The organism is Lewinella sp. IMCC34191 (assembly GCF_003390935.1).
GTDB lineage: Bacteria > Bacteroidota > Bacteroidia > Chitinophagales > Saprospiraceae > Neolewinella.
The window spans coordinates 42,696-68,260 of the sequence record NZ_QNQZ01000016.1 but is presented as its reverse complement, the minus strand read 5'-3'; the positions used below and the strand labels follow the sequence as shown (position 1 = coordinate 68,260).

20 protein-coding genes and 1 other RNA gene are annotated in these 25,565 nt (G+C 57.6%); 11 read left to right on the top strand and 10 right to left on the bottom strand.

Annotated elements, in window-relative coordinates; genetic code table 11:
- The first annotated feature begins 125 nt into the window (after positions 1-125).
- Together DRW39_RS21240 and DRW39_RS21235 are read left to right on the top strand one after the other, a co-directional pair.
- On the top strand, positions 126-821 hold the full coding sequence (locus DRW39_RS21240; RefSeq protein WP_116109153.1) for an outer membrane beta-barrel protein: 696 nt from the start codon (positions 126-128) through the stop codon (positions 819-821).
- A 101-nt stretch (positions 822-922) separates the two neighbouring features.
- The gene (locus tag DRW39_RS21235) at positions 923-1,606 is read left to right on the top strand and encodes a hypothetical protein (RefSeq protein ID WP_116109151.1); all 684 of its coding nucleotides are present in this window, start codon (positions 923-925) and stop codon (positions 1,604-1,606) included.
- Here DRW39_RS21235 and DRW39_RS21230 read toward each other — a convergent pair.
- From DRW39_RS21230 to DRW39_RS21220, 3 genes are all read right to left on the bottom strand, one after another.
- The gene (locus DRW39_RS21230; protein ID WP_116109150.1) at positions 1,603-2,346 is read right to left on the bottom strand and encodes an MIP/aquaporin family protein; all 744 of its coding nucleotides are present in this window, start codon (positions 2,344-2,346) and stop codon (positions 1,603-1,605) included. The genes DRW39_RS21235 and DRW39_RS21230 overlap by 4 nt on opposite strands.
- Positions 2,347-2,453: 107 nt before the next feature.
- Positions 2,454-3,095, bottom strand: coding sequence for a response regulator transcription factor (locus tag DRW39_RS21225; RefSeq protein ID WP_116109148.1), 642 nt, complete (start codon positions 3,093-3,095; stop codon positions 2,454-2,456).
- A gap of 26 nt (positions 3,096-3,121) precedes the next feature.
- Positions 3,122-3,700, bottom strand: a complete 579-nt coding sequence (locus DRW39_RS21220; RefSeq protein ID WP_116109147.1) for a CopD family protein — start codon at positions 3,698-3,700, stop codon at positions 3,122-3,124.
- 264 nt (positions 3,701-3,964) lie between these two features.
- Here DRW39_RS21220 and DRW39_RS21215 point away from each other — a divergent pair, with 264 nt between their 5' ends.
- Complete coding sequence (locus DRW39_RS21215) at positions 3,965-4,681, top strand: glycosyltransferase family 2 protein (protein ID WP_116109145.1); 717 nt, start codon at positions 3,965-3,967, stop codon at positions 4,679-4,681.
- Positions 4,682-4,756: 75 nt separating this feature from the next.
- Here DRW39_RS21215 and DRW39_RS21210 read toward each other — a convergent pair whose 3' ends face one another.
- Genes DRW39_RS21210 through DRW39_RS21200 form a run of 3 tightly spaced genes read right to left on the bottom strand, consistent with a single transcriptional unit; the run spans position 4,757 to position 8,732 of the window.
- Positions 4,757-6,898: a M16 family metallopeptidase gene (locus DRW39_RS21210; protein WP_157976285.1), complete on the bottom strand. Its 2,142-nt coding sequence runs from the start codon at positions 6,896-6,898 to the stop codon at positions 4,757-4,759.
- 28 nt (positions 6,899-6,926) lie between these two features.
- Positions 6,927-8,261: a M16 family metallopeptidase gene (locus DRW39_RS21205; protein ID WP_116109142.1), complete on the bottom strand. Its 1,335-nt coding sequence runs from the start codon at positions 8,259-8,261 to the stop codon at positions 6,927-6,929.
- Positions 8,262-8,321: 60 nt separating this feature from the next.
- On the bottom strand, positions 8,322-8,732 hold the full coding sequence (locus DRW39_RS21200) for a hypothetical protein (protein ID WP_116109140.1): 411 nt from the start codon (positions 8,730-8,732) through the stop codon (positions 8,322-8,324).
- Between the two features lie 144 nt (positions 8,733-8,876).
- Here DRW39_RS21200 and recQ point away from each other — a divergent pair, with 144 nt between their 5' ends.
- The 4 genes from recQ to DRW39_RS21180 are packed head-to-tail and all read left to right on the top strand — an operon-like array spanning position 8,877 to position 15,884.
- Complete coding sequence (recQ, locus tag DRW39_RS21195) at positions 8,877-11,096, top strand: DNA helicase RecQ (protein WP_116109139.1); 2,220 nt, start codon at positions 8,877-8,879, stop codon at positions 11,094-11,096.
- Entirely contained in the window at positions 11,093-11,530 is a 438-nt protein-coding gene (locus DRW39_RS21190; protein WP_116109137.1) for a gamma-glutamylcyclotransferase, read from the top strand. The genes recQ and DRW39_RS21190 overlap by 4 nt, the downstream gene beginning before the upstream one ends.
- On the top strand, positions 11,530-12,783 hold the full coding sequence (locus tag DRW39_RS21185) for an exonuclease SbcCD subunit D C-terminal domain-containing protein (RefSeq protein ID WP_116109135.1): 1,254 nt from the start codon (positions 11,530-11,532) through the stop codon (positions 12,781-12,783). The genes DRW39_RS21190 and DRW39_RS21185 overlap by 1 nt, the downstream gene beginning before the upstream one ends.
- Positions 12,780-15,884, top strand: a complete 3,105-nt coding sequence (locus DRW39_RS21180; RefSeq protein WP_116109133.1) for an AAA family ATPase — start codon at positions 12,780-12,782, stop codon at positions 15,882-15,884. The genes DRW39_RS21185 and DRW39_RS21180 overlap by 4 nt, the downstream gene beginning before the upstream one ends.
- Here DRW39_RS21180 and DRW39_RS21175 read toward each other — a convergent pair.
- Positions 15,859-16,743, bottom strand: a complete 885-nt coding sequence (locus DRW39_RS21175; protein WP_116109132.1) for an alpha/beta fold hydrolase — start codon at positions 16,741-16,743, stop codon at positions 15,859-15,861. The two genes, DRW39_RS21180 and DRW39_RS21175, sit on opposite strands and share 26 nt — an antisense overlap.
- A 121-nt stretch (positions 16,744-16,864) precedes the next feature.
- Between DRW39_RS21175 and hpf the strand changes: the two genes are divergently transcribed.
- The 4 genes from hpf to ssrA all read left to right on the top strand — a co-directional run bounded on the left by hpf (position 16,865) and on the right by ssrA (position 19,350).
- Positions 16,865-17,164 (top strand): ribosome hibernation-promoting factor, HPF/YfiA family, encoded by a 300-nt coding sequence (gene hpf / locus DRW39_RS21170; RefSeq protein WP_116109130.1) that lies wholly within the window; start codon positions 16,865-16,867, stop codon positions 17,162-17,164.
- Positions 17,165-17,267: 103 nt separating this feature from the next.
- Positions 17,268-18,224, top strand: a complete 957-nt coding sequence (locus DRW39_RS21165; protein WP_116109129.1) for a phosphoribosylaminoimidazolesuccinocarboxamide synthase — start codon at positions 17,268-17,270, stop codon at positions 18,222-18,224.
- Between the two features lie 26 nt (positions 18,225-18,250).
- A complete protein-coding gene (locus tag DRW39_RS21160; protein WP_116109127.1) occupies positions 18,251-18,877 on the top strand; it encodes a fumarylacetoacetate hydrolase family protein in 627 nt (208 codons plus the stop codon).
- A 99-nt stretch (positions 18,878-18,976) separates the two neighbouring features.
- Positions 18,977-19,350, top strand: a transfer-messenger RNA (tmRNA) gene (ssrA, locus tag DRW39_RS21155).
- Between the two features lie 173 nt (positions 19,351-19,523).
- Here ssrA and DRW39_RS21150 read toward each other — a convergent pair.
- The 3 genes from DRW39_RS21150 to DRW39_RS21140 form a co-directional block, all read right to left on the bottom strand.
- Positions 19,524-21,953, bottom strand: a complete 2,430-nt coding sequence (locus tag DRW39_RS21150) for a hypothetical protein (protein ID WP_157976284.1) — start codon at positions 21,951-21,953, stop codon at positions 19,524-19,526.
- A 118-nt stretch (positions 21,954-22,071) separates the two neighbouring features.
- Complete coding sequence (locus DRW39_RS21145) at positions 22,072-22,335, bottom strand: hypothetical protein (protein WP_116109124.1); 264 nt, start codon at positions 22,333-22,335, stop codon at positions 22,072-22,074.
- 38 nt (positions 22,336-22,373) lie between these two features.
- Positions 22,374-25,466, bottom strand: a complete 3,093-nt coding sequence (locus tag DRW39_RS21140) for an alpha-amylase family glycosyl hydrolase (protein WP_116109122.1) — start codon at positions 25,464-25,466, stop codon at positions 22,374-22,376.
- Between the last annotated feature and the right edge of the window lie 99 nt (positions 25,467-25,565).

Here is a 25,565-nt window from a genome sequence, read left to right as displayed (position 1 = left end):
AAGAGAAGGGTGTATGAACAACTAAAACTTTAACATCTATTTTGGCCGTCAATGCCTCGGTTACCGCACCCAAACGGAAGCTAATGTGTTGAATCTGACGAACTACCCCTACCAAATAAAGCTTAATGCTGAACCAATATTTACATTGGTCCTTCATTTTCAGTGCTTTGTGTTTACTGATTATTCCTTCCTCCTCCACTGCTCAACAGCGGCTGGATCTGGGCGTAATGGTAGGCCCTGAAGTTAACTGGATTACATCCGAACCGTGGGAAAGTGAGCTGCCCGGTTTACAAACCACTGGCGGGACAGGCGTCTCGCTTGGCTATACGGCGGGAGCGTACCTGGAGTATGAAATCTTCAGCGGTCTTTTTCTCCGCGGGGGGCTCAATTACACGCGGAAGCGATACAATTACGACGTCTCACAGCGCCAGCCGGAGAACGGTGACGAAATCGCAAATAGTAGCAACCGCATTGTATATACGGCGATCGAGATTCCCGTGGCGATCCTTTATCGCTTCCTGTATTTACGCAACAACGACCGCTTCGCCGTGGGCGTGGGTGGGGTAGTGGACCGCTGGCTGGGCGATCCTCAGGTGGAAACGGATTTCGTCGCCGGGAGCGCCGACCGTTCCTATATTGATGAAGCGTATCGGGGCGTGAATTTCTTCGTCGGCTACGACCACTACATTTCGGATCGTTTTGTCTTGGGGATCGAACCGTATATCGCGTATTCGCCTACCCGCTTCCGCTTCGAGACGGCATCCATTAGCAAAAATGACATCCAGGCGGGTATAGCCGCGCGCCTGCGTTTTGATAACTGATTGACGACGGCTTGCAGCAGCAAATTTGTTAAGGCCGTACTAAGCGAAGGTGGCAGGGAGTTAAAAAGGGACATTCATCTTCCCAAAAAACTTTTGCCTTCATGCGGCACTTGCTACGCTATTCTACCGTATTCGTATTGTTGCTGGTTTGTACCCTCAATACCGCTGAAGCCCAAACGCGGCTCTCTTACGGCCTTCACTTATCTCCCGAGGTAAACTACATCGCGTCCACTCCCAAATCCGGTAGCGCCAAAAAGCTGACCACCGGAAAATCGGGTATGGCCTCCTCCGTGAGCCTGGGTGGGTACCTCGAATACGAGGTCATCCCCAATATCTATGTACGGGGCGGTATGAACATCGCCGTCCGGCGCCATTATTACGAGGTAGAGCGCCGCTTCGAGGAAACGGACGAGATCGCCATGGGTGAAAACCGGATTACGTATTACGCCATCGAAATGCCCGGCGCCATCATTGCCCGCACCAACTATATGAAAAAGAACGACCGCTTCCTCATTGGCGTAGGTGGCGTACTGAACCGGTGGATTGGTGACCCCTGGATTGAGAATGATTTCGTGAATGGCAGCTTCAACCCGGAATACCGCAACTTTGCCAAGCAAACCGTGAGCGGATTTATCGGCTACGAATTCGAGCTATCCCGTCACTCGTCCATGTCCATCGAGCCGTACATCTCCTATACCCCGACTCGCTTCTACTTCGAGAATTACTCCTACTCCGACGTAGTTGGTGAAGGTGGTGTATCCTTCCGCGTTCGCTTCGACAGCTAAAGCGCTACCGGCACCAGATGCCACAGTCCCGCCGCGACCGCCGCTCCCAGTAAGGGGCCGACTACCGGGATCCATGCGTACGACCAGTTGTTGTCCCCTTTATGCCGCAGCGGCAGGGTCGCGTGAGCGATGCGGGGTCCGAGGTCACGTGCCGGATTGATCGCGTAGCCCGTCGGGCCACCGAGGCTCAGGCCGATACCCAAAACGACCAAGGCTACGGGCAGGGCATCCAGTGCGCCCAGGCTGCCGGCGTTTTCCCCGAATTTCGGCCCCGTGATGTACAGGACGGCAAAGACCAACACAAAGGTGCCGATCGCTTCGGTTAGCGTATTGGACAAGTTGTTCGGAATGGCCGGATCCGTGCTGCAGGTTGCTAAAATCAGGCCCGAATCTTCCGTAGCACCGTAATGATCGCGATAGGCCAGGACCACCAGAACCTGTCCCAGGTAGGCACCCAGCACTTGGGCAAGAAAGTAGCCGGGAACCAGCGCCCAGGAAAACTTCCCCACCAGAGCCAAACCGAGCGTCACCGCCGGATTCAGGTGGGCACCCGACAGGGGAGCGGTGATGAACACCGCCGTAAAAACGGCAATGGCCCAGGCGAAAGCGATGACGATTAGTCCGCTCCCGTGACCCTTTGTCTGCGCAAGCAGCACGTTGGCCACTACGCCGTTACCCAAAAGGATCAGGAGAGCCGTGCCGATGAATTCACCGACGTAGGCAATTAACTCTGTTGTCATGATCGTACACTAAGCAGGATGGCTGTATGCGGCTATACCGAAAACGGATAAGCCTCCCGCAGTATACGCAGAATCACTGTTTCTGCCCTTCCTGGCTTGCTGACGGGCTAAATTTCTCCCTTCAATTTCTTGTGGACCACTTCCATTTTGGAATTTACCTGCAGCTTGCGGTAGATATTCTTGATGTGGTCCCGCACCGTTTCGATGCTGATGTCGAGGCGTTCACCGATCTCCCGGTAGCTCAGGTTGTCCACCAACCCTTGCACGATCTCCAGTTGGCGGGAGGTAAGTTGGTCCGCTACGTTGACGGTCGCTTTTTTACGTTGCTGGTTGTGGAAGGCGACCACCTGCCTGGCGATACTGGGGCTCATGTAACTGCCCCCCCGATTGACGGTATGGACGGCGTCGCGGATAATCGTAGGATTTACCCTTCGTTTGGAAATATAACCGACGGCACCGGCCTGTAGCGCCCGGAAGATATTGTCGCTCTCGTCACTGTTAGTCAGCATGATAATATCCATCTCCGGCCAGCGCTCGAGCAACTTGGGGATGCCGGCAATGCCATTCATGCCGGGAAGCATGATGTCGAGCAACAGCGTATTGAGCGGGCTGCTGGCCGGGAGCCGATTGAGAAATTCCTCGACGCTGGTGGCCGCTAATTCTACGCGGACGTCCCGGTTAGCCTCAAAACATTCCTCGACGCTGGCGAGCATAATCGGCTCATCTTCAATTATTCCAAGATGGATCATTCCTGGGTGATTTGGGGTTTGCAGTGTTAGGCGGCCGCACGCCGGTTGCGATAGGCTACCGCCCCGCGGTAGACTAATAGGCAAAAGATCAGTACGCCAATCCCAAGGTACAGATAACTTAGTTCACCCACTTTACCGTACACGGCGGTAAATACGATGCTTACCAAAAAAAAGGTGGGTACCTCGTTCCACAGGCGGAGTTTCCACGGCGATAAGGGGCGCTTCCCGGCCTGCATCGGCAGCATGAGTCTGCGTTTGGTGTACACCTGGTATACCGTCAGCCCGATGACGGCCAGTAATTTTATGATCAGCCACCCCGGCGTTCCGCTGTACAGATACGAAGGATTCAGCGCGACCATCGTCAGGCCCGCCGCCCAGGTGATCATCATGGCGGGATTGGTGATGATCCGGTATACCCGATCCTCCATACCGATGTACTCCTGCTGTAAGATTTCCGCGCGAAAGGCCCCGTCGGCTTCACCGCCGGCCGCCAGCTGATCCGTTTCCGAGTGATTCACTAGGAGTCGACCGAGGAAAAAGAGACCGGCAAACCAGCTTACGAAGCCAACTACGTGGAGCGCCTTGGCGAAGAGGATGATATCCATAGAATGCGAAGTTACTGCCCTGCTCCGCGCCTACGCTCAACTGGCTGTCAAAACTAAGGCACGAGTTCGTTTACTGATAATCGGTTTGATCGCCGAACACGCCTGAATCGATATTCGTTCCGCAAAATGGGTGCCAGAAATTTTCCCTCAGGTACACCAGACCGAGAAATATTCAGCAAGTTTACCCGCCTATTATGAAATTTGACGAGCTTTGCGGCAAGCTATTTGTAGTGTTGTTACTGATAGCGCTTTTGTACGCATGACGTGAATCCTTCCTCTACGCTTTCCATTGTTATTCCCGCTTACAATGAAGCGGCCACCATCCACCGCATTCTCGATCGCGTGAGAGCTGTTGAGCTGATCGGTGGATTAGAGAAGGAACTCCTGATCATCAACGATTGCTCCACCGACGATACGGAAGGAGCGGTGCAGCGCTACACCAGCCAGCACCCCGAACTCAATATTCGCTATCACCGGCATCCCGTTAACCTGGGAAAGGGGGCCGCTCTGCACTCCGGTATCCGGCTGGCGACCGGCGAGTACCTGATTATTCAGGATGCCGACCTGGAGTACGATCCACAGGAGTACAACGAACTGTTGCAGCCTATCCTGGACGGCTTCGCCGATGTCGTGTACGGCAGCCGGTTTCAGGGCAGCAAGCCCCATCGCATCCTCTTTTTCTGGCACACGATCGGCAACAAGTTCCTGACGACCCTGAGCAACGCCTTCAATAACCTCAACCTTACGGATATGGAAACGTGCTATAAGCTGTTCCGTACCCGGCAGTTGCAGTCGCTGCACCTCGTGGAGCAGCGCTTCGGTTTTGAACCCGAAGTAACGGCCAAGATCAGCCGGATTCCCGGTATCCGCATCTACGAGGTTGGCATCAGCTACTACGGTCGAACCTACAAGGAAGGGAAGAAAATTGGCTGGCGCGACGGTTTCCGGGCGATCTACTGCATCCTGAAGTACGGCGGGTAATCCCAAAAAAAGAGCAGCACGAACCGCCAATGGGCTCGTGCTGCTTGTTCTGTAATGCCAACGGTAGAAAGGTGACTAGTCGATCGTGAAAAGGGACGGATCAAGCTCGGTGTTGACCGCTATTGTCGTGGCGGATAACTCGATGGGGAACGGGGCCATCCCCGTCAACGTCAAGGAGTGGGGAAACAGGATTCCCTGAACCGGCTGATAATCGCCATAACCCTGCGTAATCGTCTGCGGCCCCTGGGTGCGGATGGTTTGTAGCTTGAGCATGGTTTCGGCGTCGTAGTACTCCCGTACCGGACCACCGGCCCCTTCGACGACCAGTACGATCGCCTGCTGGCCATCTACCATCTCCGTTCCTTCGAGCGTTACGCTGCTGAGGTCCTCCAGGTAATTTGCCTCCGGGAAGATGACGGCCTGCTCGGACAGCGCCTGGACCGCGGCATCCGGCAGGTCAACCGCCTGGCCCATTTGCTTGATGGAGGCTTTGCCATCCGCGTAGCGCTGATCGGCCACCACCATGCCGCTCATACTGGTTTGGCTGCTCATCTTTCCGTCGCTGGTGGTCGTCATCTTCTGCGACAACGTCTGCCCCTGCACGGATCCCTCGAGCAGCATGGACACGTTTTCGAGCGCCAGGGCCTCATCTTTACCACCGATCGCCTCGAAGTACCCGTTCAGTACTTCTTCCGGAGTCAGGTCGACGGGTGCGGACATCTGTTCCATGTCTACCGGCTCTCCGTTCACATCGTAGTAGTTCACCTCTCCGCTAGTGGCGAAGCGAGCTAGCTTATCGGCGACCGATGGGTCACCGACAACAATGATGTTGGTTTGGCCGGCGGTAATGATGTCATTCGTCACTTCGGCGATATCATTGAGGCTGGAGTTTTGTACCACCTGCAGGTACTTGGGATAAAAATCCCGGTTCAGGTTGTAGCGGACGGTATTCAGCGCGAAGCTGGCGATTCGCTGTGGGCTTTCCAGCGCCCGTCCGAATGAGCCCATCGTCCGGGCTTTCGCAACGGCCAATTCCAGGCTGTCCACCGGTTCGTCCTGCAGCCGATCCAACTCGTAGATAAATTCGGCGATCGCTGAGTCGGTAACTTCGTTACGCACATTGGCGTAGGCACGGAAACTGCCGACCCGGGGATCGTCACCAATACTGCTATACGCTCCGTAGGTGTACCCCTTGTCTTCGCGAAGATTAGCCAGCAGGCGACTGTTGAACCCGGTACCGAGCGCTTGGTCGAGTAGGCTGGCCCGGATGGATTCCTTGGTTCCCGGTTTCAACGTGATCGGATGGCTGATGATGACGTTGGACTGCACGGCACCGGCCCGGGGCACGAAGTTCACCGTTACCCCGTCGGGTCGTTGTGGAGTAGGGAATTCGGGCTCCGCTACGTCCCCGCGTTCCCAATCACTAAAGTTGTCGGAAGCTAATTGGCGGGCCTCCTGTGGAGTAAGGTCACCGACCATGACCAGATAGCTGCGGTTCGGTACGAAGTAGGTATCGTACACGGACTTCACTACGTCCAGGCTGGTCGAATCCAAGCTGGCCTGGGTCATTTGTTCCCCGTAGGGATGGTTGGTACCGTAGGTGATGGCCTGGCGTACCCGGTTCGCAATGGCATCGGGCGTCGCGAGCTGCTCGGCGAGCGCCGCGCGGGCATCCTCTTTCACCTTGGCAAATTCCGCTTCCGGGAAGGCCGCATCCAGTATGACCTTTCCCATGAGTTCGATGACCTGCTCCTTGTACTTGGAGATCGTGGCGGCGTATGCACCGGCACCGCTGGTGCTGAGGCTTGCCCCGATGAAGTCGATCTCCTCGTCTATTTCTTCCTTGGTCATGTCGCTGGTTGACCGGCGCAGCATGCTGCCAAGCAGTTGTTGGGCACCTGCGTATTCCCCTTCCAGGTGGGGCGGTACGTCAACGTAAAGCTGGTAGCTGACCCGGGGCAGTTTATGGTTCTCGACTAAAACGACGGTCAGTCCGTTGTCCAGCTCAAACTCTTCAAAATCACCTAACTCGATTTCGGGGGCCGGGCCGGCTTCGGGGGCCGAGGCACGAAAATCCTGCTGGATAGTCTCTTCAACGGTTTCCTGCGGCGGGGCGCTGGTAGAATTGGCCGTTGCGGCAGGAGAGGATTTAGGGGTTCCGCAGGCCTGGATCAGGAGAAACAGGAGTACGGCTAAGGATAAATATGTGCGTGACATGTGTATGTATTGGTAATGGGGTTTAGGTTTAGCGGCTACTGGGCTGGGGGAGCCAGTAGAGCAGCACCCGGTTATCATCGGTGTAGTATTCACGGGCGACCCGCTGGATGTCCTCCTTGGTGACCTCCATATAGCGGTCGGTTTCGGTATTGATCAGATTGGCGTCGCCCAGGAACATCTCGTTGTAGGCCAGGCTTTCGGCAATACCGGCTACGCTTCCGTACCCGGAAATGGCGCTGACTTCGATCTGGTTGCGGAGTTTTTCGAGCTCGCGGTCGGTGATCAGTTCGTTCTTCATGCGGTCGATCTCCCGCTGGAACGCTTCCTCTATGGGCCGCAGATCCTCGGTACCCGGTTTTGTCAGGGCGAAGGCGATCGCCAGACCGGGATCCTGGCTGTTGGAGGGGAAGCTTCCCACCTGTACGGCTAATTCCTGCTCGTCTACCAGGGCCTTGTTGAGCCGGCTGCTCTGTCCCTGGCTCAGGACCTGGTTCATCATGCTGATGGCGTAATAGTCCGGATGGTCCCGACCCACGGTACGGTATCCCATGATCAGAGCCGGGAGGGGTACCTGGTCGTAAACGGTGTCGCGTACTTCTCCGCCCAGTGGTGCTTCTACTACCGTGATGCGGGGCGGCTCGGGGCCTCGGGGTATGTCGCCGAAATACTTTTCAATGAGTGCTTTCGTCTCCGCGATGTCGAGGTTACCCGCAATGCTCAGGATCGCGTTGTTGGGGACGTAGTAGGTCTCGTAGAAGCGCTTGAAGTCTGCCTCCTCGGCGTTGGTCAGGTCTTCCATGTAGCCAATCAGGGGATCCTTGTAAGGATGCTCCCGGAAGGCCCGTCGATTCAGTTCGATACGGAGTTTACCGTAGGGCTGGTTGTCGATGCGTTCCCGGCGTTCCTCTTTCACGACATCCCGCTGGGTTTCGACACCAATCGTTTGAACCTTCGCGTGCAACAGGCGCTCGCTCTCGATCCATAGGCCAAGGGCCAGCTGATTACTTGGCAGTATTTCGTAGTAGTAGGTACGGTCGTCACTGGTATTCGCGTTCAGGGCACCGCCGGCTCCCTCCACGTAATCGTCGATTTCCCCGCGCTCCAGGTTCTCACTGCCTTCGAATAGCAGGTGCTCGAAAAAGTGTGCAAACCCGGTCCGGTCCTCGAAGCTGTCCTTACCGCCCACCTCGTACATGATGGAGACGGCTACGATGGGAGCGGTCTCGTCCTGGTGAAGGATCACCTTCAGGCCGTTGTCTAACTCGTACTTCTCAAAATCGATAGTCGTGGACTGGGCCGTAGCGGACACCGACAGGCCAAGTAAAAAGATGGGTAGCAGCAGCCACCGGTTCGGGTATTGCATAAGGGTAGTGTTTTCTCGAATAACCGAAAAAACACGCTATCGTTTGCGCTACGTACTTACTTAGACGGCTCCGACATCCTTCCGGCGGCGTTCCAGCTCCTGCTGAATAATGCACCTCAGCCGTTTGCCCCGGTCGTGGCACTGGAAGCGTCCGCGCAAGTAAACATTTGCACCCACCAATAATAGTGTCAGGAACATCAGGGCCGCCAGCGTCCCGTAAACCACGGGGTGCCAACCCAGTAAGCCTGCACCACAGGCAACGAATAACATGAGGGGAACGCAAATGGCGAGGCGAAATATGGTTCGCCGCAGTTCCCGCAACCGCATGGATTCGATACGCAGGCGTCGCAACAACTGGTGAAGCTCGTGCGTAGCGTACGCTTTCGCCCCTCCCGTTAAAATCAGGAGAAAATCATTGTTTCCCGCCTGTTCGAGGCGATTGATTTGCCGGTTCCAGAAGCGATCAGCCATCTTCAAAGCTAAAATTATGGACTAGTCCCGGAGGTTCAAAGTATTACTTAAGAATTTATCCCTTCGTGACAGATATATTTCAAACAGCCTTGCGATTATTGAAACATTTTGTAATATTTGCATTCTTCGCCACAAAGAGAAAGTATGGATTCCCCCCAGGCCCTCGCCGCCCTGAAAAAGTATTTTGGTTACGATGATTTTCGGCCGCTGCAGCTGTCGATCGTCGAGCACGTTTACGCGGGACGGGACGGTATCGTACTTATGCCGACGGGTGGCGGAAAATCCATGTGTTTCCAGATTCCCGCCGTGACCATGCCCGGTACGGCCGTTGTGGTCAGTCCGCTGATTTCCCTGATGAAGGACCAGGTGGACGGCTTACACGCGGTTGGGATACGCGCCGCCTTTTTGAATAGCACCCAGCGCGGCAGCGAAGCGCACAACGTCGAGCAAGCTTACGAAAACGGCGAATTACACCTGCTCTACGTCAGCCCAGAAAAACTGCTGTCTCCTGGCTTTTTCACCTTTCTCCGGCGGCGTCGCGTTTGTCTTTTCGCCATCGACGAGGCACACTGTATATCCGCCTGGGGACACGATTTCCGTCCGGAGTATACCCGCCTGCGGCAACTAAAGCAGGCCTTCCCGGACGTGCCGGTGCTGGCGCTCACCGCCACCGCCGATCGTCTGACCCGACGGGATATGGCCGAGCAACTGGGCATCCCGGATGCCAAGCAATTCATCGCCTCCTTCAATCGACCCAACCTCAGCCTGGAGGTACGACCCGGCCAGAAGCGGCGGGAGCAGATCGTCCGCTTTCTACGCGATCGGCCGAACCAGGCGGGCATCGTGTATTGCCTGAGCCGGAAGCAGACCGAGCAATTGTCCGAGAAGCTGCGGGAAGCCGGCTACAAAAGCGAGGCCTACCATGCGGGGCTCTCCGCGGAGAAGCGGGCCAAAGTTCAGTCTGACTTTATCCGCGACAAAACCCTCATCGTTTGCGCCACGATCGCCTTCGGCATGGGGATCGACAAGAGCAACGTCCGCTGGGTGATCCACTACACCATGCCCAAGAACCTGGAAAACTATTACCAGGAAATCGGCCGCGCCGGCCGCGATGGTGCCAGCGCGGACACGCTTCTCTTTTACTCCTACAATGACTACACGACGCTCAAGGATATGATCTCCGGCAGTGGCAACGCCGACATTCAGCTGGCCAAGTTGGATCGGATGAAGGAGTACGCCGAAAGCCTTGCCTGCCGCCGCCGCATCCTGCTCAACTACTTCAGTGAAGACCACGGGGAAGACTGCGGCAACTGCGACGTTTGCGCCAATCCCCCCGAACGATTCGACGGTACGGTGCTGGCCCAGAAAGCCCTCAGCGCCGTTGCCCGCCTGCGCGAATCGACGGGCCTGGGACTGACCATCGATATTCTACGGGGTTCCGGACGGAAGGATATTCTCGCCAACGGCTACGACCGGATAAAGACCTACGGTGCCGGACGCGACCTGTCCACCTACGACTGGAACCAGTACTTCGGCCAACTCATCAGCCTCGGCTACCTCTACGTCGCCCACGAGGATTTCAATAAACTGCGACTGGCCCCGGCCGCCCGCAGGGTACTGTTTGACGGGGAAGGCGTGGAACTGGTGAAATTTCAGACCATCCGCGATCGCAAGAAGCAGGAGGAGAGCCGCACCGCCAAACGGGCGGCCGCGCCGCGAAGCCGCAACTCCCTCTTCGACGTACTGCGCGAAGTACGGCGCGCGCTTGCCCGGGAAGCTTCCATTCCGCCCTACCTGATCTTTTCCGACAAGACGCTGGAGGAAATGGCCGCCGCCGAGCCGACGACCGAACTGGCCATGTCACGGATCAACGGGGTAGGGGAGGTCAAACTGGCGCGCTTCGGCGACCATTTCATGCAGGCTATCCGCCAATTTGAAGGCGAATCGGATGCCGCGCCTGCATCTGCGGTAAAAGCCCGTGCGGGTGACGTACGCAAGAAACGTCGGGCCGAGGATAGAGAGCGGCAGGGAGATACGCCCAGCCACTTGGTGAGTCTGGCCGCGCTGCAAGCGGGTGATACGGTGAAGGCCATTGCCACTAACCGTGGCGTGAAAAAGGCTACGATTTACAGTCACCTGGCGAAAGCATACCAGGAGGGGCATGAGTTTGCCATCGAAAAGCTACTGCCGGCGGATACGATGGACTGGATCGACGAAGCGAGTGCCTCCGTCCCGGATGGGGAAGGGCGGAAGGCCGTCCTGGCGTACATTGCCGAGCATTACCGGGAAGGCGTCGTGCACTATCACCACCTTGAACTTATGGAAGCCTTTCGCCATCGCCACCCGCTAACCACCCCGATATGAATGATGCCACCAACTACCTATTCGTCTACGGCACGTTGCGCAGCGACATTCCATCGAGCATGAGCAAGTTTCTACGCCGTCGGGCCACGCTGGTGGGAAAGGCCACCGTAAGCGGCAGACTGGTCGATCTGGGTGGGTATCCCGGTTTCCTGGCCGGAGAGGGTAAAACCATAGGCGAACTCTACCGGATCAGCGATGATCAGGCAGCGGAAACCTGGCAGATGCTGGATGCCTACGAAGGCGTCACCGGCCTGCCGGGTGAAGATTACCGACGCATTGAAATTGATGTCCGCGTAGGTAACGGCGGCTCCTTCCGGGCCCAGATCTACGAGTTCCAGCAATGCGCGGAGGGCCGCACCGAAATACCCAACGGAGACTACCCGCCTTTCTACCGCAATAATCCCGAACACCGCAAATTCACCGGTAACGACTGATGCGCATTCTCCACACGGCAGACTGGCACCTCGGGCACCGGCTTTACAACCGGGACCGGACGCCCGAACACCGGGGTGCACTGGCGTGGTTGCTGCAGACCGTGAAGTCGGAACGGGCCGATCTTGTGATACTGGCCGGGGATGTCTTCGACGTCACGAATCCCTCCAACCAGGCAAAGGAACTTTACTACGAATTCTTGGCCGGGCTCGTCCGTACCGACTGCGCGGCCGCGGTTATCGTCGGAGGTAATCACGATAGTCCCTCCTTGTTGGATGCGCCCCGTGGCTTATTACGTCAGCTTAGCCTGCACGTGGTAGGTGCAGCCGGCTCGCCGCCCGCAGACCGGGTCTTTCGCATCGACTGCGGCGATCAATCCGTAGTGGTAGCCGCCGTTCCGTATTTGCGCGAACGGGATTTGCGGACTTCTCAGTTTGGAGAGAGCAGTACGGAAAGACTTGACCGGCTCCGCCAGAGTATCCGCGATCACTTTTCGGATATTGCCGGGGCCGCCATGGCCGCACGCGGCGATACGACACTCCCGATGATCGTGACCGGGCATCTTTTTGCGGCCGGTGCCAGCGACGACGACGAAAAGAAGTCCTATATCTACCAGGCCGACGAGAATAATATCCAGGCGCAGCATTTTCCCTCATGCTTCGACTACGTTGCGCTGGGGCACGTCCACCGCGCGCAGCACGTCGGTGAGCACGATCACATCCGTTACGCCGGAAGCCTCGTACCTCTCACTTTCGTGGAAGGGCAGCGGGCCCGGAGCGTCTGTCTCGTAGAGCTGGGTGCAGCCGGAGAAACGGTGAACGTTCAAAAGATTCGGGTGCCCACTCAGCGAAAGTTGGTTCGCCTTCACGCTCCGCTCCCCGAGGTAAAACAAGAACTCGCCAGGGCCGTGCGGGAGGCCGCGGGCGAGACGCTCCGGCCGTGGGTGGAAGTGCGCGTGCTAAGCGATGATCCCGTGCCTAACTTACGGGAGAAGCTACTAGAGGTAATTCTCGATACGCAAGGAACCACCGATGAACCCCCGGCGGTGGAACTGCTACGAATCAGTACCGAACGACTTACTCCACGCCCCGATACCCGGTCTTCTGCATCATTGCGCCAACTGGAGGAATTACGCCCCCCGGACGTATTCGATCAACTCTGTGACCGGCAGGCTTTTTCCGGTCAACACCGTACGGAAATACAAGGCGATTTTGCCGATCTGTACAACTGGGTTGAGGAACAGGAAGAACTATGAGGATACTGCGCATCGGGCTCCTCAATCTGAACTCGCTGAAGGGGGAGCATACCATAGATTTTACGGCGCCGCCACTGGCGGATAATCCACTTTACGCGATCGTGGGGCCTACGGGCGCGGGCAAAACCACCATTCTGGATGCCATTACTTTAGCCCTTTACGGACAAACGGAACGCAACAAGAAAGAAACCGATCGGCCCGACGGGGTGAATTCGGTGATGTCCCACGGGACGGGCGAGTGTCGCGCCGAGCTGGAGTACGAGACAACCACCGGACGCTACCGCAGTGTATGGCGCCGCCACCGTGCCCACCGGAAGCCCGACGGGAATCTGGTAGCCAGCCAGCACGAGATCAGCCGCTTCGACCCGAAGACTGGCGAATACGAAATTCTGGCAACGAAGAAAAAGAAAGTAGCCCGCCGCACCGAAGAGGTCATCGGCCTCAACTACGAGCGTTTCGTGCGTTCCGTGATGCTGACCCAGGGGGCCTTCGATCGCTTCCTAAAATCGGATGCCGGTGATAAATCGGCCATCCTGGAGCAGATAACGGGTACGGAAATATACCGCCGGTTGAGTGTGGGGGCCTTCCGGCGACATAAACTGGCGCGCGAAGCCTACGATCGGGCCATGGAGGCCCGGCAGGACGCGCTGCCGCTTCCGGCGGAGGAACGCGAAGGCTTGGAAAAGGAGCTGGCATCGGTGGAGCAAGCGGTGGCGCGCGTCAAGACGAATCTAGCCCTCCGTAACACCCAGCTAAACCTGTACACCACCGCGGCAAAGCTAGAGGAACGCCACCGGACGACCGCCCTCCAACTGCAGACCGCTATCGCCAGTTGGGAAGGCCTAGCCCCGGAGCGGGAAAAGCTGAAACGCAGTGATTCCCTGGACCCCTTACGTGCCGATCTCGACCGCGAAGCGCTATTGGCCGCTACCCTGGAAGAAATCAGCGGCCAACTCAAGGTAACCGACGAAGCGGTTAATACGCTGGCTCAGCAATCTAAAGCCACCGAAGAACGACTGACAACGCTTCAGGACCGCGAACGAGATTTCCGAGCGAAGGCTCCGGAACGAGAACGCAAGCTGGAAGCCGCTGAAGCTCTCGAATCCCGAATAGCTACGCTCACCCGGGACCGCGAACGTGCTACCCGGGACAGCGCCGGGCAACGGGAAGCACAACAGGCGCTCACCCGGGAAGCAGGGGAGGTCAAGAAGCAGATCGCGCAGATACAAAGCGATCTCGGCGGACTGACGGCCAAGGCCATCGAGGACGAAACCCAGGCGCTCGAGCGACGCTTCCCGGAACGGGAAAGCCTGCTGCGGCAGATCGAACGGGATCTGGAGTATCTCCAACTCAACGATCGGCTGCGTCAGCGCGAAAAGGAATCTCAACGCCTTACTGAGGAAGTGACCAAGGTCACTACCAATCGCGATCGGTTGGAAACGGAGGTAAAGCAGGCCGAGCTTCGGGTCGATTTGCTACGAACCAAACGGGAGAATGCGAATCTACGCGCGAGTCTGGAGAGCCATCGCCGGCAGCTCCACGATGGGGAGGCTTGCCCCCTCTGCGGCTCCCTTGACCATCCGTATACTGGCCACGCACCGGGCGAAGATGAGGTTGCTGCCCTTACCCGCGAATTGACGCAGGCCCAAAATGAGCTCACCGAATTGGACAACCGATTTACAACGGTACTCCGCAATGTCCAGGCGCTCGAACAGCAACAACGGCACGAGCGCACCGTTGCCGCCGACTTATCCGAGCAATTGAGTTCTCTTGGTGAACCGCCCCAATCCGATACCGCTACGCTAACGGCCCGGCAGGAGATTTTCAGAGAGCAACTTGCCGTCGACGGACAAAGGCTCGCAAATCTGCGCAAGCTACGCCCGCTCCTGCCGCGACTGAGTGCCGAGGAAGTACGCCTGGCTAATCTGGAAGCACGCTTAAAGGAGACGGCAGAACGGATGAGCACCATCGCTTCCGAAGTGACGCAACTCGACAAAGACATCCGGGCGGCAACCGGTGAGAAGCAAGCCCTGATCGGAGAGCACACCGCTGCCGAATGCCGTCGTCGCTTCCGGGACCGCGAGGAAAAGCTACGCGCAGCCCTCCGCGAAGTCGATACCGAACTGCAAAACCTGCGCACCCAAAACGCTTCCCTGCAGGAACGACGAAGCTCCCTGCTCGAGCGGCAGGGTAACATTCTGGAGAAGCTATCAACACTGAGGAAGGGGTTGACAGAAGCGCTGACCCAGCACGGTATCGATAGCGGAACCGCCCGAACGGTTCTACTCCCTGCCAACGAAGCCCAGCAGTTACGCCAGCGCAATCAACTGGCCGAACGGGAACGGGATACCGCGCAGGCCCTCGCTAACCAGGTGAGCAGCGAACTTGAACACGCCCGAAGCCAACTGGAAGGACTGGAACGACGCGAATCCGTCGAGGACCAGCTCAAGGAACTGGAAGCGGAACAGGCCGCGGCCAACCAGGCGATCGGTAAGTTAAAAGAACAGCTCGAGCAAGACGACGTCCGGATACGCAAGCTGGAAGGGCTGAACCGGGAGCTTGCCGGGCTCGAGAAGGAAAGGGATCGGTGGGCCCGCATGAATGACCTTATAGGCTCCGCCGACGGGAAAAAGTTCCGCAGTTTCGCTCAAAGTATCACCCTGCAACGCCTGGTCAGCCTAGGAAATGATCACCTGGAAACCATCAACCCTCGCTACCGGATGGTATATGCCCCTCCCGCACCCGGCGAAAAGGAGGAGCTCGAACTTGAGATCATCGATACCTATATGAACGACAACCGCCGGACGATGTCGACCCTGAGCGGCGGGGAGAGTTTTCTGGTCAGCCTGGCCCTGGCGCTGGCCCTGGCGGATCTGGCCGGCGGCCGCCAATTGATCCAGTCCCTCTTTATTGACGAAGGCTTCGGTACGCTGGACGGGAAGACGCTCGACCAAGCCATGGCCACCCTCGAGCAACTTCAGGCCCGGGGGAAAACCATTGGCATCATCAGCCACGTCCAACAATTACGCGAACGGGTACACTGCCAGATCCGGCTCGAACCGGTCGGGGACGGCTTTAGTCGTATCGAGCTAGCCAACTGAGCACGGCTTGCTTAAAATCCGTCGCGGCCTCCGCGAAAGCCACGTGACCGACGCCCGGCAGGGCCAGTAGTTCACCGTTGTGAAGCCGTTCGGCGTACGCCCGCTGGTGCGTGAAGGGGATAATCGGATCGCGTGTCCCGGCGATCGCGAGCACGGGAATGCGGATCTCTTCGATCTCATCCATCAGATCCATATCCAAGAGGTAGCGGAAGAGCATTCGCTGCCCCCGGATCGAATGGCGGCTAACGTCCGGAAAAATGTGGTGGAGGGTAGGGTCGAGCTGCGGGTAGCTCAGAAGCCGCCGCCGGCGCCGGGCGTAGAAGATCGTAGCCAGTTTGAGAAAGAGTATGTGCTGTTGCATCACCCACCATCCCGCATGAAACAGCACCTTCCGAACCAAAGATCCTTTACTGAAGAATTGAAGTACACCCTCCAGCCCTTTCGCCCGCCCGGTCATGAAGCCCCCGATGCTGATCACGGACATGACCCGACCCGGATGCTTAGCCGCGTAGTTGAGACAGGCGAACCCGCCCAGGCTATACCCCGCCATATGAAAGCTTTGTCCGGGGATTACCGATTCCACCGCGCGGTGAACCAGCTCCGCGAACACCTGCTCACTCAGGTGATCGGTCGTAATGTTGCCGGCGTAGCTGCTGGGGTGGTGCAGGGGAAGGCTGATCGAAAACCAACTCCGTGACTCCCTGATTTCCGGATACATCGCCGCTTCCCAGAAGCGGACGCTGGCCGTGAGCCCGTGAATCCACACCACCGGCGGTAGGGTAGCCGCGGGATTGACGTGCGACAGGATGGCCAGGCGATGGCCGGCATGCTCGACGAATGAAAGTAGGGGCTCGGACATAGGTCGGCTGGCGAACGAATTTGGGGCCGCGTGGTTAGATTGGGGCAACTCCGCTAGTATGCGGGCGCAAGGTAGGCCCCAATCGGCTTACCATCTTTCCCATCACCAAAACCAAGCTTATATGCAGGTTATCATTCACAAGTCTTCCGATCTCTCCGACGTTACCACCGAGGTAATCAATGAGAAAGTCAACAAACTCGAGACTTACTACGACCGCATCGAGCGCGCCGAGGTATTTATTAAGGAAGACGACGGCAGCGCCACCAACGGCCACACGGTAGAAATCCGCCTGGCCATCCCCGGCAACGACCTTTTTGCCACCCACACCGACGAAAGCATCGAACGTGCCACCGCCGAGGTGACGGAGGCCCTCCGCCGCCAGATCCGCAAGCATAAGAGCAAACACGGCAACCACGCCTAAAGCCACTTGCTTTCCGCGGGAAAGGCCCGACCGTCTATTCGGTCGGGCCTTTCTTGTTTAGCTCCCGCCCGATATCCCGTAATATTGCCCAAAATATTTAGTCATGGCCAATGCCCTCCGCCAAACCGATTTCACCTTCGATCCACCCGCGTCGCTCTACCGGGGCAAAGTGAGAGACGTCTACCGGCGGGGCAGCAAACTGATGATGGTGGCCAGCGACCGCATCAGCGCCTTCGATCACGTCCTACCCCGCGCCATCCCGCACAAGGGACAAATCCTGAACCAGATCGCGGCACACTTTCTCGAATCCACCCGGGATATTTGCCCTAACTGGCTCGAAAGTAACCCCGACGCCAACGTCGCCATCGGTAAAGCCTGCGACCCCATCCCGATCGAAATGGTGATCCGCGGTTACCTGGTCGGTCATGCCTGGCGGGAATACAAGGCCGGCCGGCGGCTACTTTGTGGTGTACCCATGGCCGATGGCATGAACGAAGCAGACTCCTTCCCCGAGCCGATTATCACGCCGGCCACCAAAGCCGAGGAGGGCCACGACGAAGACATCAGCCGCGAGGCCATCCTCCAGCGGAAGATCGTATCCCCGACCGTCTACCGCAAACTGGAAGACTACACCCGCCGTCTCTTCGCCCGCGGCACCGCCATGGCCGCCGAGCGCGGACTCATCCTCGTCGATACCAAATACGAGTTCGGCATCCTGGACGGCGAGATCTACCTCATCGACGAGATCCACACCCCCGATTCCAGCCGCTACTTCTACGCCGAGGGTTACGCCGAACGACAGGCCAAAGGCGAACACCAAAAGCAGCTCAGCAAGGAGTTCGTCCGCGAATGGCTCATGGACAACGACTTTCGCGGCCTCGAAGGACAAACCATGCCCGAAATGCCCGATGCCTTCGTAAACCGGGTTACCGCCCGCTACACCGAACTCTACGAACTCATCACCGGCAAATCCTTCACCCCCGCCGACACTGAGGACATTGACGCCCGCATCCGCCAAAACCTAACCCACACCGCCTGGAACCCCGTGAAAGACAACTGACACCCGACACCCACAAGACCCAACCTATGAAAATCCTCTGCATAGGCCGCAACTACGCCGCCCACGCCGCCGAACTAGGCAACGACCGTCCCGATAAGCCCATGGTATTCATGAAGCCCGGCTCGGCTATTCTACCCAATAATAAGCCTTTCTACTATCCGGAATTCAGTAAGGATATCCACTACGAGGTAGAACTGGTCGTCAAGATATCCAAGAACGGCCGCCACGTCGAGCCCGCCTTCGCGATGGATTACGTAGAGAGTATCGGCCTCGGTCTCGATCTCACCGCCCGCGATCTCCAGCAAATCTGCAAAGAGAAGGGCCACCCCTGGGAAATCGCCAAGGCCTTCGACAATTCCGCGCCCCTATCCGCCGATTTTCACCCCCCCGAAGCCTTCGCCGACCTCAACGACATCGAGTTCAGCCTGGAGAAGAACGGGCAGGAAGTACAGCACGGCCACAGTCGGAATATGATCTTCCCCCTCACCGAGCTCATCTGCTACACCAGCCAGTTCTTCCGCATGCAGAAGGGTGACTTGCTCTTCACCGGCACCCCCGAAGGGGTAGGCGCTCTCCAGGTCGGCGATGAATTGGTCGGCTATCTTTACACCAAGGATGGTAAAAAAGAGATGTTCCGCACGCGGATCAAGTAGCTAATCCCCTGAAAGACTAAAAGACTAAAGAACTAAAAGACCAACATCTCTGTTAACACCCAGAAGGTCAGCGAAGCGAGAGCCCAGCTGAGTCCCAACGGGGGCGTACCGGAATCGACAGGGAAGTAAGCTTTGTAGTAAGCATGCCGGAGCATGATTGGTTACTCCGTAAAAAATAACGATCTACCCTTTAGTTGGCACTCCCAGCTATGCTATGGCAGCCTAAACCCAGTTTAGCTGTCATTAATGTGCCGTGTGGTTGACGCCTGATACACATCGCGCCGCATATCATCACCCCCTCGGGCTGGCCCGTGACCCTGATCTGAGTCACGGGTGAGATAAAGGATCTAAGGCACCGAATGAGTGGGTTACCAAACTTACCCGGTGCTCGAAAATTCGATTGGTAAATAAGCATGTAGAAAGCTGCCTTGCGCTTTCGCTGGACGCGAGTTCGAATCTCGCCGCCTCCACCCGTTAGCTTTCAGCTCCGCTGAAAGATCGTCGCCTTCGGTGGATAGTGGCCTTCGGCCATTAGTTGCTCCGAAGTGACAGCAATCGCCCCGACATCCATCCGGATGCCGGGGCGTTGCTGTTTTAAGTAGGGTCGTTCCTCGACGGTCCACCTTGGATTTAAATCTGCCTGCCGCTAATTCGACTGCCCATCAAAGGTCACCGTCCGGTTCTCCCCGACGCCATCGTTCCGGTACTCGTCGTTACTCACCTTGAAGTAGAGCTTCGGGCGGATCAACGTGAATTCGAACCGGTCCAGTGAGTTCATTGTCGCGTCGAATTTGACGGCGGGGACGTTCGTCACCAGCGGCATGCCATGAATCTCCATCTCTACGTCCGAGCGGAAATTGCTGCGGCCCTTGCGGCCAGCGCCGGACACCAAGAGGCCATCTACCACCCGGCTGTTGTCCATCTTGTCGTAGCGGAAGCCCTGCCAGATGGCGACGCTGTTGCGCATGATCAATGATTCGGGGGGTAGGTTGAATACCTGGTCGAAGCTGCCGATAAACTCGAAGTCGGTGATCTTCGATACGCCACCGACCGCCCAGGCCGTCTGTCCGTCCTGGCCGACGCCGGTGACACTGACCGAATCGGTGTTCAGCGGACCCGATCCCGTCCCGCCAAACAGGGAGGTCACCACCCCGGTAGCCCGCAGACCATTGATGAACAGGCCCGGGCTCTTCACGCTCACCAGGGCGTCTACGTCCAGCGCGTTCATATAGCAATCCTCGAAGGTGATGCGCCCGCCCGCGGTGGCGGACCACTGGTTGATATCGAAGTTGGCGACGACCGCGTCGCCGCCCATCTGTACGAATTCGCAGTCGCGGAATAGCGTATTTCCCGTGGTCAGCCCCACCGCTACGCAACCCTTGGGGTTCTTATCCCCGGTGGGGGCGGTCTTTTCGGTATTGGTGTAGTCGAAAAGGAATTTATCGTTGATGAATTTGGTACCCTCCGAAAACTCGATGATGGCGTGCTTGATATTGATCCACTGCGTCCCCTCGCTCACGAAGTTGGTCATGGAACGCGCTATCTGGGAACCCGCCCACTGTCCGGGGGCGGCCTCGACGACGCAATCTTTCATGGAAAAGTTTAAGCCCCCGTCCCCGTTGAGGGTCAGGCCACCTTCCTCGTTCGCCTTGTAGAGCATATGTACCCGCTCCGCACCGCAATCGATGAAATTGGAAATGGTGAAGGCATTGTAATTGGCCCGGATGCTCATATCCCGCACCCACGCGCCCCGAAGCGTGGTGGTCGTGGTAAATACCGTCCGGCTTTTCATTACCCGTAGCGCATTGGCCGCATACTGGGTACCCTGCGGATCGTTCGATTTGCCCCCTACGTTGCGAATGGTGTACCGATTATCCCCGTCGTCCGACACCAGCTGGAACAGGTTATTGCCGTAGGAAAACATTTTGTCCCGGCCCCCCGGCGGCTTGCGGGAGCTGTAGCCGCGGTCCCGCAGAAATTCCACCTGTACGATCCCCTGCTCGGGCGGCATCGTGAAGGCACTCAATCCGCCGATGGAACTGGCATTCGCCAGACTCAGGTCCCGCTGGAAGGGATACTCGAAAAGGATCAGGCTATCCCGCACCTCCTTGACCACGTTCGGCTGCCCGTTATCCTGGTCGAATCCGTTGCCGCCGTTACGGACGAAAACGCTCTGCCCCGGCGTAAAGGGTCGGTTCATCCAGCTATCTTTTAGTACGAGGTAATTCTGTCCCGGGCGTACCGTAGTGGTATAGGTGGCCTGCTCCCGAATGTTATCGTCGGTATCGTTCCAGCCCTGTCCCCGGGTCGGACTGTACTCAATGCCCCCCTGTTGCTCCCCCTCCTCGTTGAAGCGCTCACTGAGCAGGTAGGTCTTTCCCATGCCCTGCCCGTATACCTCCACACTATCGTACAGGACCTTATCGCCGTTTTCGTACCAGAGGTACAGCGTCAGCGCCCCGCGGCTGACCCGGACCGGTCCCCGCTCACGGCCGAAGCGAGTCCGCACGTCCTCACTGGTGTCAATCATGGCGTAACCGCCGTAGCCGAATTCAATGCGCCCCCGAGCCTTTACCGCCGCTAAAGCCTTGCGGAAACCATGGTAGCTCTTCGTGCCGTAGCTGCGTAGCTCCAGATCCGCCTCATTGAAGACCGCATCCGCCTTAGCGCCGAACCAGTCTACCTTGGCATACTTCTGCATAAGGTGAACGTGCCCCTCGCCTAGAAAGAGCTCCTTGAATGGGGCATTCACGGCCCCGTGGATCGTCAAATCGACCCCATTATTCATCAATTCGAACTGCCCCGGACCCTCCAGCGTGCTGAAGTTGATGAGCTTCGAAAGCTCCAGGTCGGCCGTGATCGCAACGCGCTGTTTAAGCACGATGAGCATCTCACTGGTTGGTCGCAGACTTCGCAGGTAATCCTCCGTGACATCGATCATCCGTGACCCATCGTCGGTGATCACCTCCGAGAGTTCGTCTCCATAACCCTCGCCCACCAGCGAACCGGCCACCGCTGGAACCCTGAGTGGGAAGAGTAACAGGCATAGCAGCAGGGGCCAGAAAGCGGAAGGCAAAGGTTTCAAAAGTATACTGAGGCTGTTCATCCTCCACTATACGCAAGGCAACAAGTATTAGGTCATATCAACCCCATACAATCGCACCACCTTAACAAATCCGACAACCGACAACCGATCAAAACTTCATCCGAATAAGCGTCTCCCCAAAGTACCGGTGAAAGGTGCTCTTCCCGTTCAACGCCTTACCCGACATGCGTGCCTCTTCCTCCGTACAGGGGGTCATGGCCTCGATGGCGGTGGGCTGGACCAGGATGTCGCGGTTAACGTACACGGTGTGCAGGCGTAACATCCCCGGAATTTCCGGTTCGGTGTCAACGGTGTAGGCTACGAACCGAACTTTAGATTTAAGGGTGACGACGTAATGCGAACGATCGGGCATAGCAGGTGATTGGGGTGATAAGTATCCTAAGCACTGAATCAGTGAAGGATAAGAGGACGTACGGCGGATTCTCCGTCCGTGCGAATTTGAATAAAATAGGTTCCGGCCGGTAAGTCACCGACCTGGTTTTCTAAACGCTGTGGGCCCGCCGGCAACACCCCTCCGTACAATTGACGTACCGGGCGCCCCGTCAGGTCTAGGACCACGACGTTCACCTTAGTGGAACGCTCCAGGAGGAAAGTAGTGCGCAAAACATCCGCGGTCGGATTGGGACTCAGCGTAAAAGCCAGCCGTTCGATGGCCGCGTCGTTGGTGGAGGTGCTCAATCGGCCCCCCTCGCGGCCCACTTCCTGGGAGAGGTAGAGTCGATATTCCCCCGGAGCCAATTCCATGGCGGCGGCAGGATCGCTCACCTCCATCGTTGTGCCGCTAAAGTATTCGTACCAGGTGCCCGCGGTGGGGAAGGGGTTGGAGACCATATTATTCATAACGCCGAAGTTGCCAACCAGGGCCGCCTGCCCGTCGTCGCTGTCGAGGTGGACGTACTTAACATCTCCGGCTAGTCTGCTTTCCGTTACGTCACCGTGGAAGTAATCGTAGTTATTGCGCACGTAGAGTAAGTCGGCGATCACGTGGTAGAGGTCCTGGCGGTCGGCCTCGTCGCGGTATTCCCAGACGATGGGCTTCGGGCCCGTACGGCACCCCTCGTTCACCGAACCATCCACGCAGTAGTTAATGGGGTAGTCGTAACCCAGTTCGCCGAATTGCCAGAGCATCTTCGGGCCGGGCAGGCTGTAGAAAAAGGCCGAGGCCAGTTCCGCCCGGTCCAGTGCAGTTGGTAGGTTGGTGATATCGTAGCTTCCGCTGCTGTTCCCGAATTGGAGGTTTTTGTACAGCATGCGCTCCTCATCGTGGCTTTCCATATAGGCCACCAGGCTCCGCTGATCGAAGCCCCGGTTTTCGGCCAGGGCGGAGGCGAAGTTGGATTTGTTCCCCTCGTTGTAGCCCATGGACGCTTCCAGGTAGGCATCGTGGGGTTGGAAACCGGACCAGAAGTACATTCCCCGGCCGTACTGCGCCAGCTCGTTCTCTTCCCGGCTTTCGCCCAGGTGCTCCATGATGACGTAGGCTTGGGGCGCGACGGACCAAACCAGGTCGGCGTAGTCCTTGATGATCGCGATGCGGGAAGCATCGTAGGCATTCCACGCGCCGACGTCACTGCTGAAGTTCTGCGTGAAGCCCTTACTCAGATCGAAGCGGAAACCGTCCACGTGAAACTCCTCCAGCCAGTACGCCAGCGTCGTCTTGACGTACTCCCGGGTGAGGGCGCTTTCGTGGTTCAGGTCGGTGCCCACGTTGAAGGGGTGGCGGGCGGTGACGTTGGCGTATGGGTTGTCCGGTCCGGGATAGAAGGACTGTTCCCCGGGCCACATGCCCACCAGCGGGCTTTCCCCGAAGGCGTGATTGTAAACGACATCCAGGATGACGGCTATTCCCCGTTCGTGGGCGGCATCGACAAACATTTTCAGTCCCTCCGGTGCCCCGTAGTACTTATCCAGCGCCATATGGAAGCTCACGTTGTACCCCCAGCTGATGTTGCCCTCGAATTCACTGACGGGAAGCAGTTCGATGGCATTCACCCCCAGGCGGGCCAGGTAGTCGATGGTATCGGTCAGCGTCTGGTAGTCGTGGGCGGCGATAAAATCGCGGATCAGCAACTCATACACCACCATGCGTTCGGGGTCCGGAGCCGTGAAGTCGGTAGCCGTCCACTCGTATTCCGGCGCATCCAGGCGCATCCAGGTAACGATACCGTTCGCATTTTCGGTGGGGTAGGCGGGGATGCCCGAGAAGGTCGCCTCGGTGATGTAGGGATCGTCATTCGGGTCGAGCACCAGGGTGCTGTACGGGTCCGCGAAGCGGCCGTCATCGTCGATCGCATATTGGTACAGTAGGTCTTCGGCCGGGAGGTCTTCCGCTTCGATCTTGAGCCAGAAGGAGGTATCGTTGGGAGAGCGGGTCATCCGGGAGGCCGCCGTCGGCGACCAGTTATTGAAATTACCGACAACGAAGACATCGGATTTTTGCGGCGCGCGCAGGTGTAAAAGCACGCCCCCGTCGGACATCATGGTTGCGCCAGGACGTGCATCATTAGGCACCGCGGCCACTTCCGGATCCCCGGTGATAAAAGTTACCGTCGTATAGGCGGACTCCCCCCGGTAATTCGCGGTAATGGTGTAGGTGGTTACGTCGCTATCGGGTAGGGAAATGGATTGGATAATCGTCGCGGCGCTGGCTGTAGCGATTATGTTGCCGCCGTCAGAGATCTGCAAATCGGCATTCACGTAGGAAGTAGCTTCAATGGTGTAGTCATCCCCCGTAGTCGCCTGAACCACCGAACTGCCCGGTACGGTGAGGTCCACGACCAACTGACCGCCGATCCGGAAGGAGTCGGCCGCTTCGACGGTTCCGTCGCTGACTATCGCCTTGATCGTATGCACGCCGGGGGTAATCAGTCGGACGTCGTACTGAAGCTCCGTAGCGGTGACGGAGGTCAACAGACTATCGTTGTCGTACAGACTGATGCTGGCCTCCGAAGTGGCGCCCACCGTAACGGGTAGCGGCTTTCCGAGCGCGTAAGTGGTCGTCCCCGGATCACCGGCCAGATTGACTCCGAGTTCCGACCCGCTGCTGATATCGACGAAGATGTCGGCGGCTCCGGTGGCTTTGCCTTCCCGGTTGCCGTCGGCGTCGCGAAAGACGAGGGCGAGGCGCAGAATATCTTCCCCGGCGGGAACGCCGAAGTATTCCCGAAGACTGGGGCTAAAAGTGTAGGTATACTTATTCGGCTCGCCAGCAACGGGGCTCAGCTTCCAGTCTTCATTGGCTTGTCCCCAGGTGGTGGTCGTGTAGCGCCATTCCACGTCGGTAGCGCTTTGGGAAGTGACGACACCCGTGTGGAGGTATACGTCGCAATTACAATCATTAAGCCCACCGGTGCCCAGGCTGGCATCGAAGGTGATGGTCAGGGGTTGGTCGGCCACCGGAGCGGCCGGATCGGTAGTGATGAGCTGGGCCTGGATAGTCCCGGAGAATAACAGGACAAGAAAGAAAGTGTAAATGTGGTGCATGATCGAACGGTTAGGGTAATGACCTCAGGGGTCACAAAGGCCGACAAATATAAAAGCCCCCCGGATGTTATTCCGGAGGGCTTCTAATTCAGTCGATGT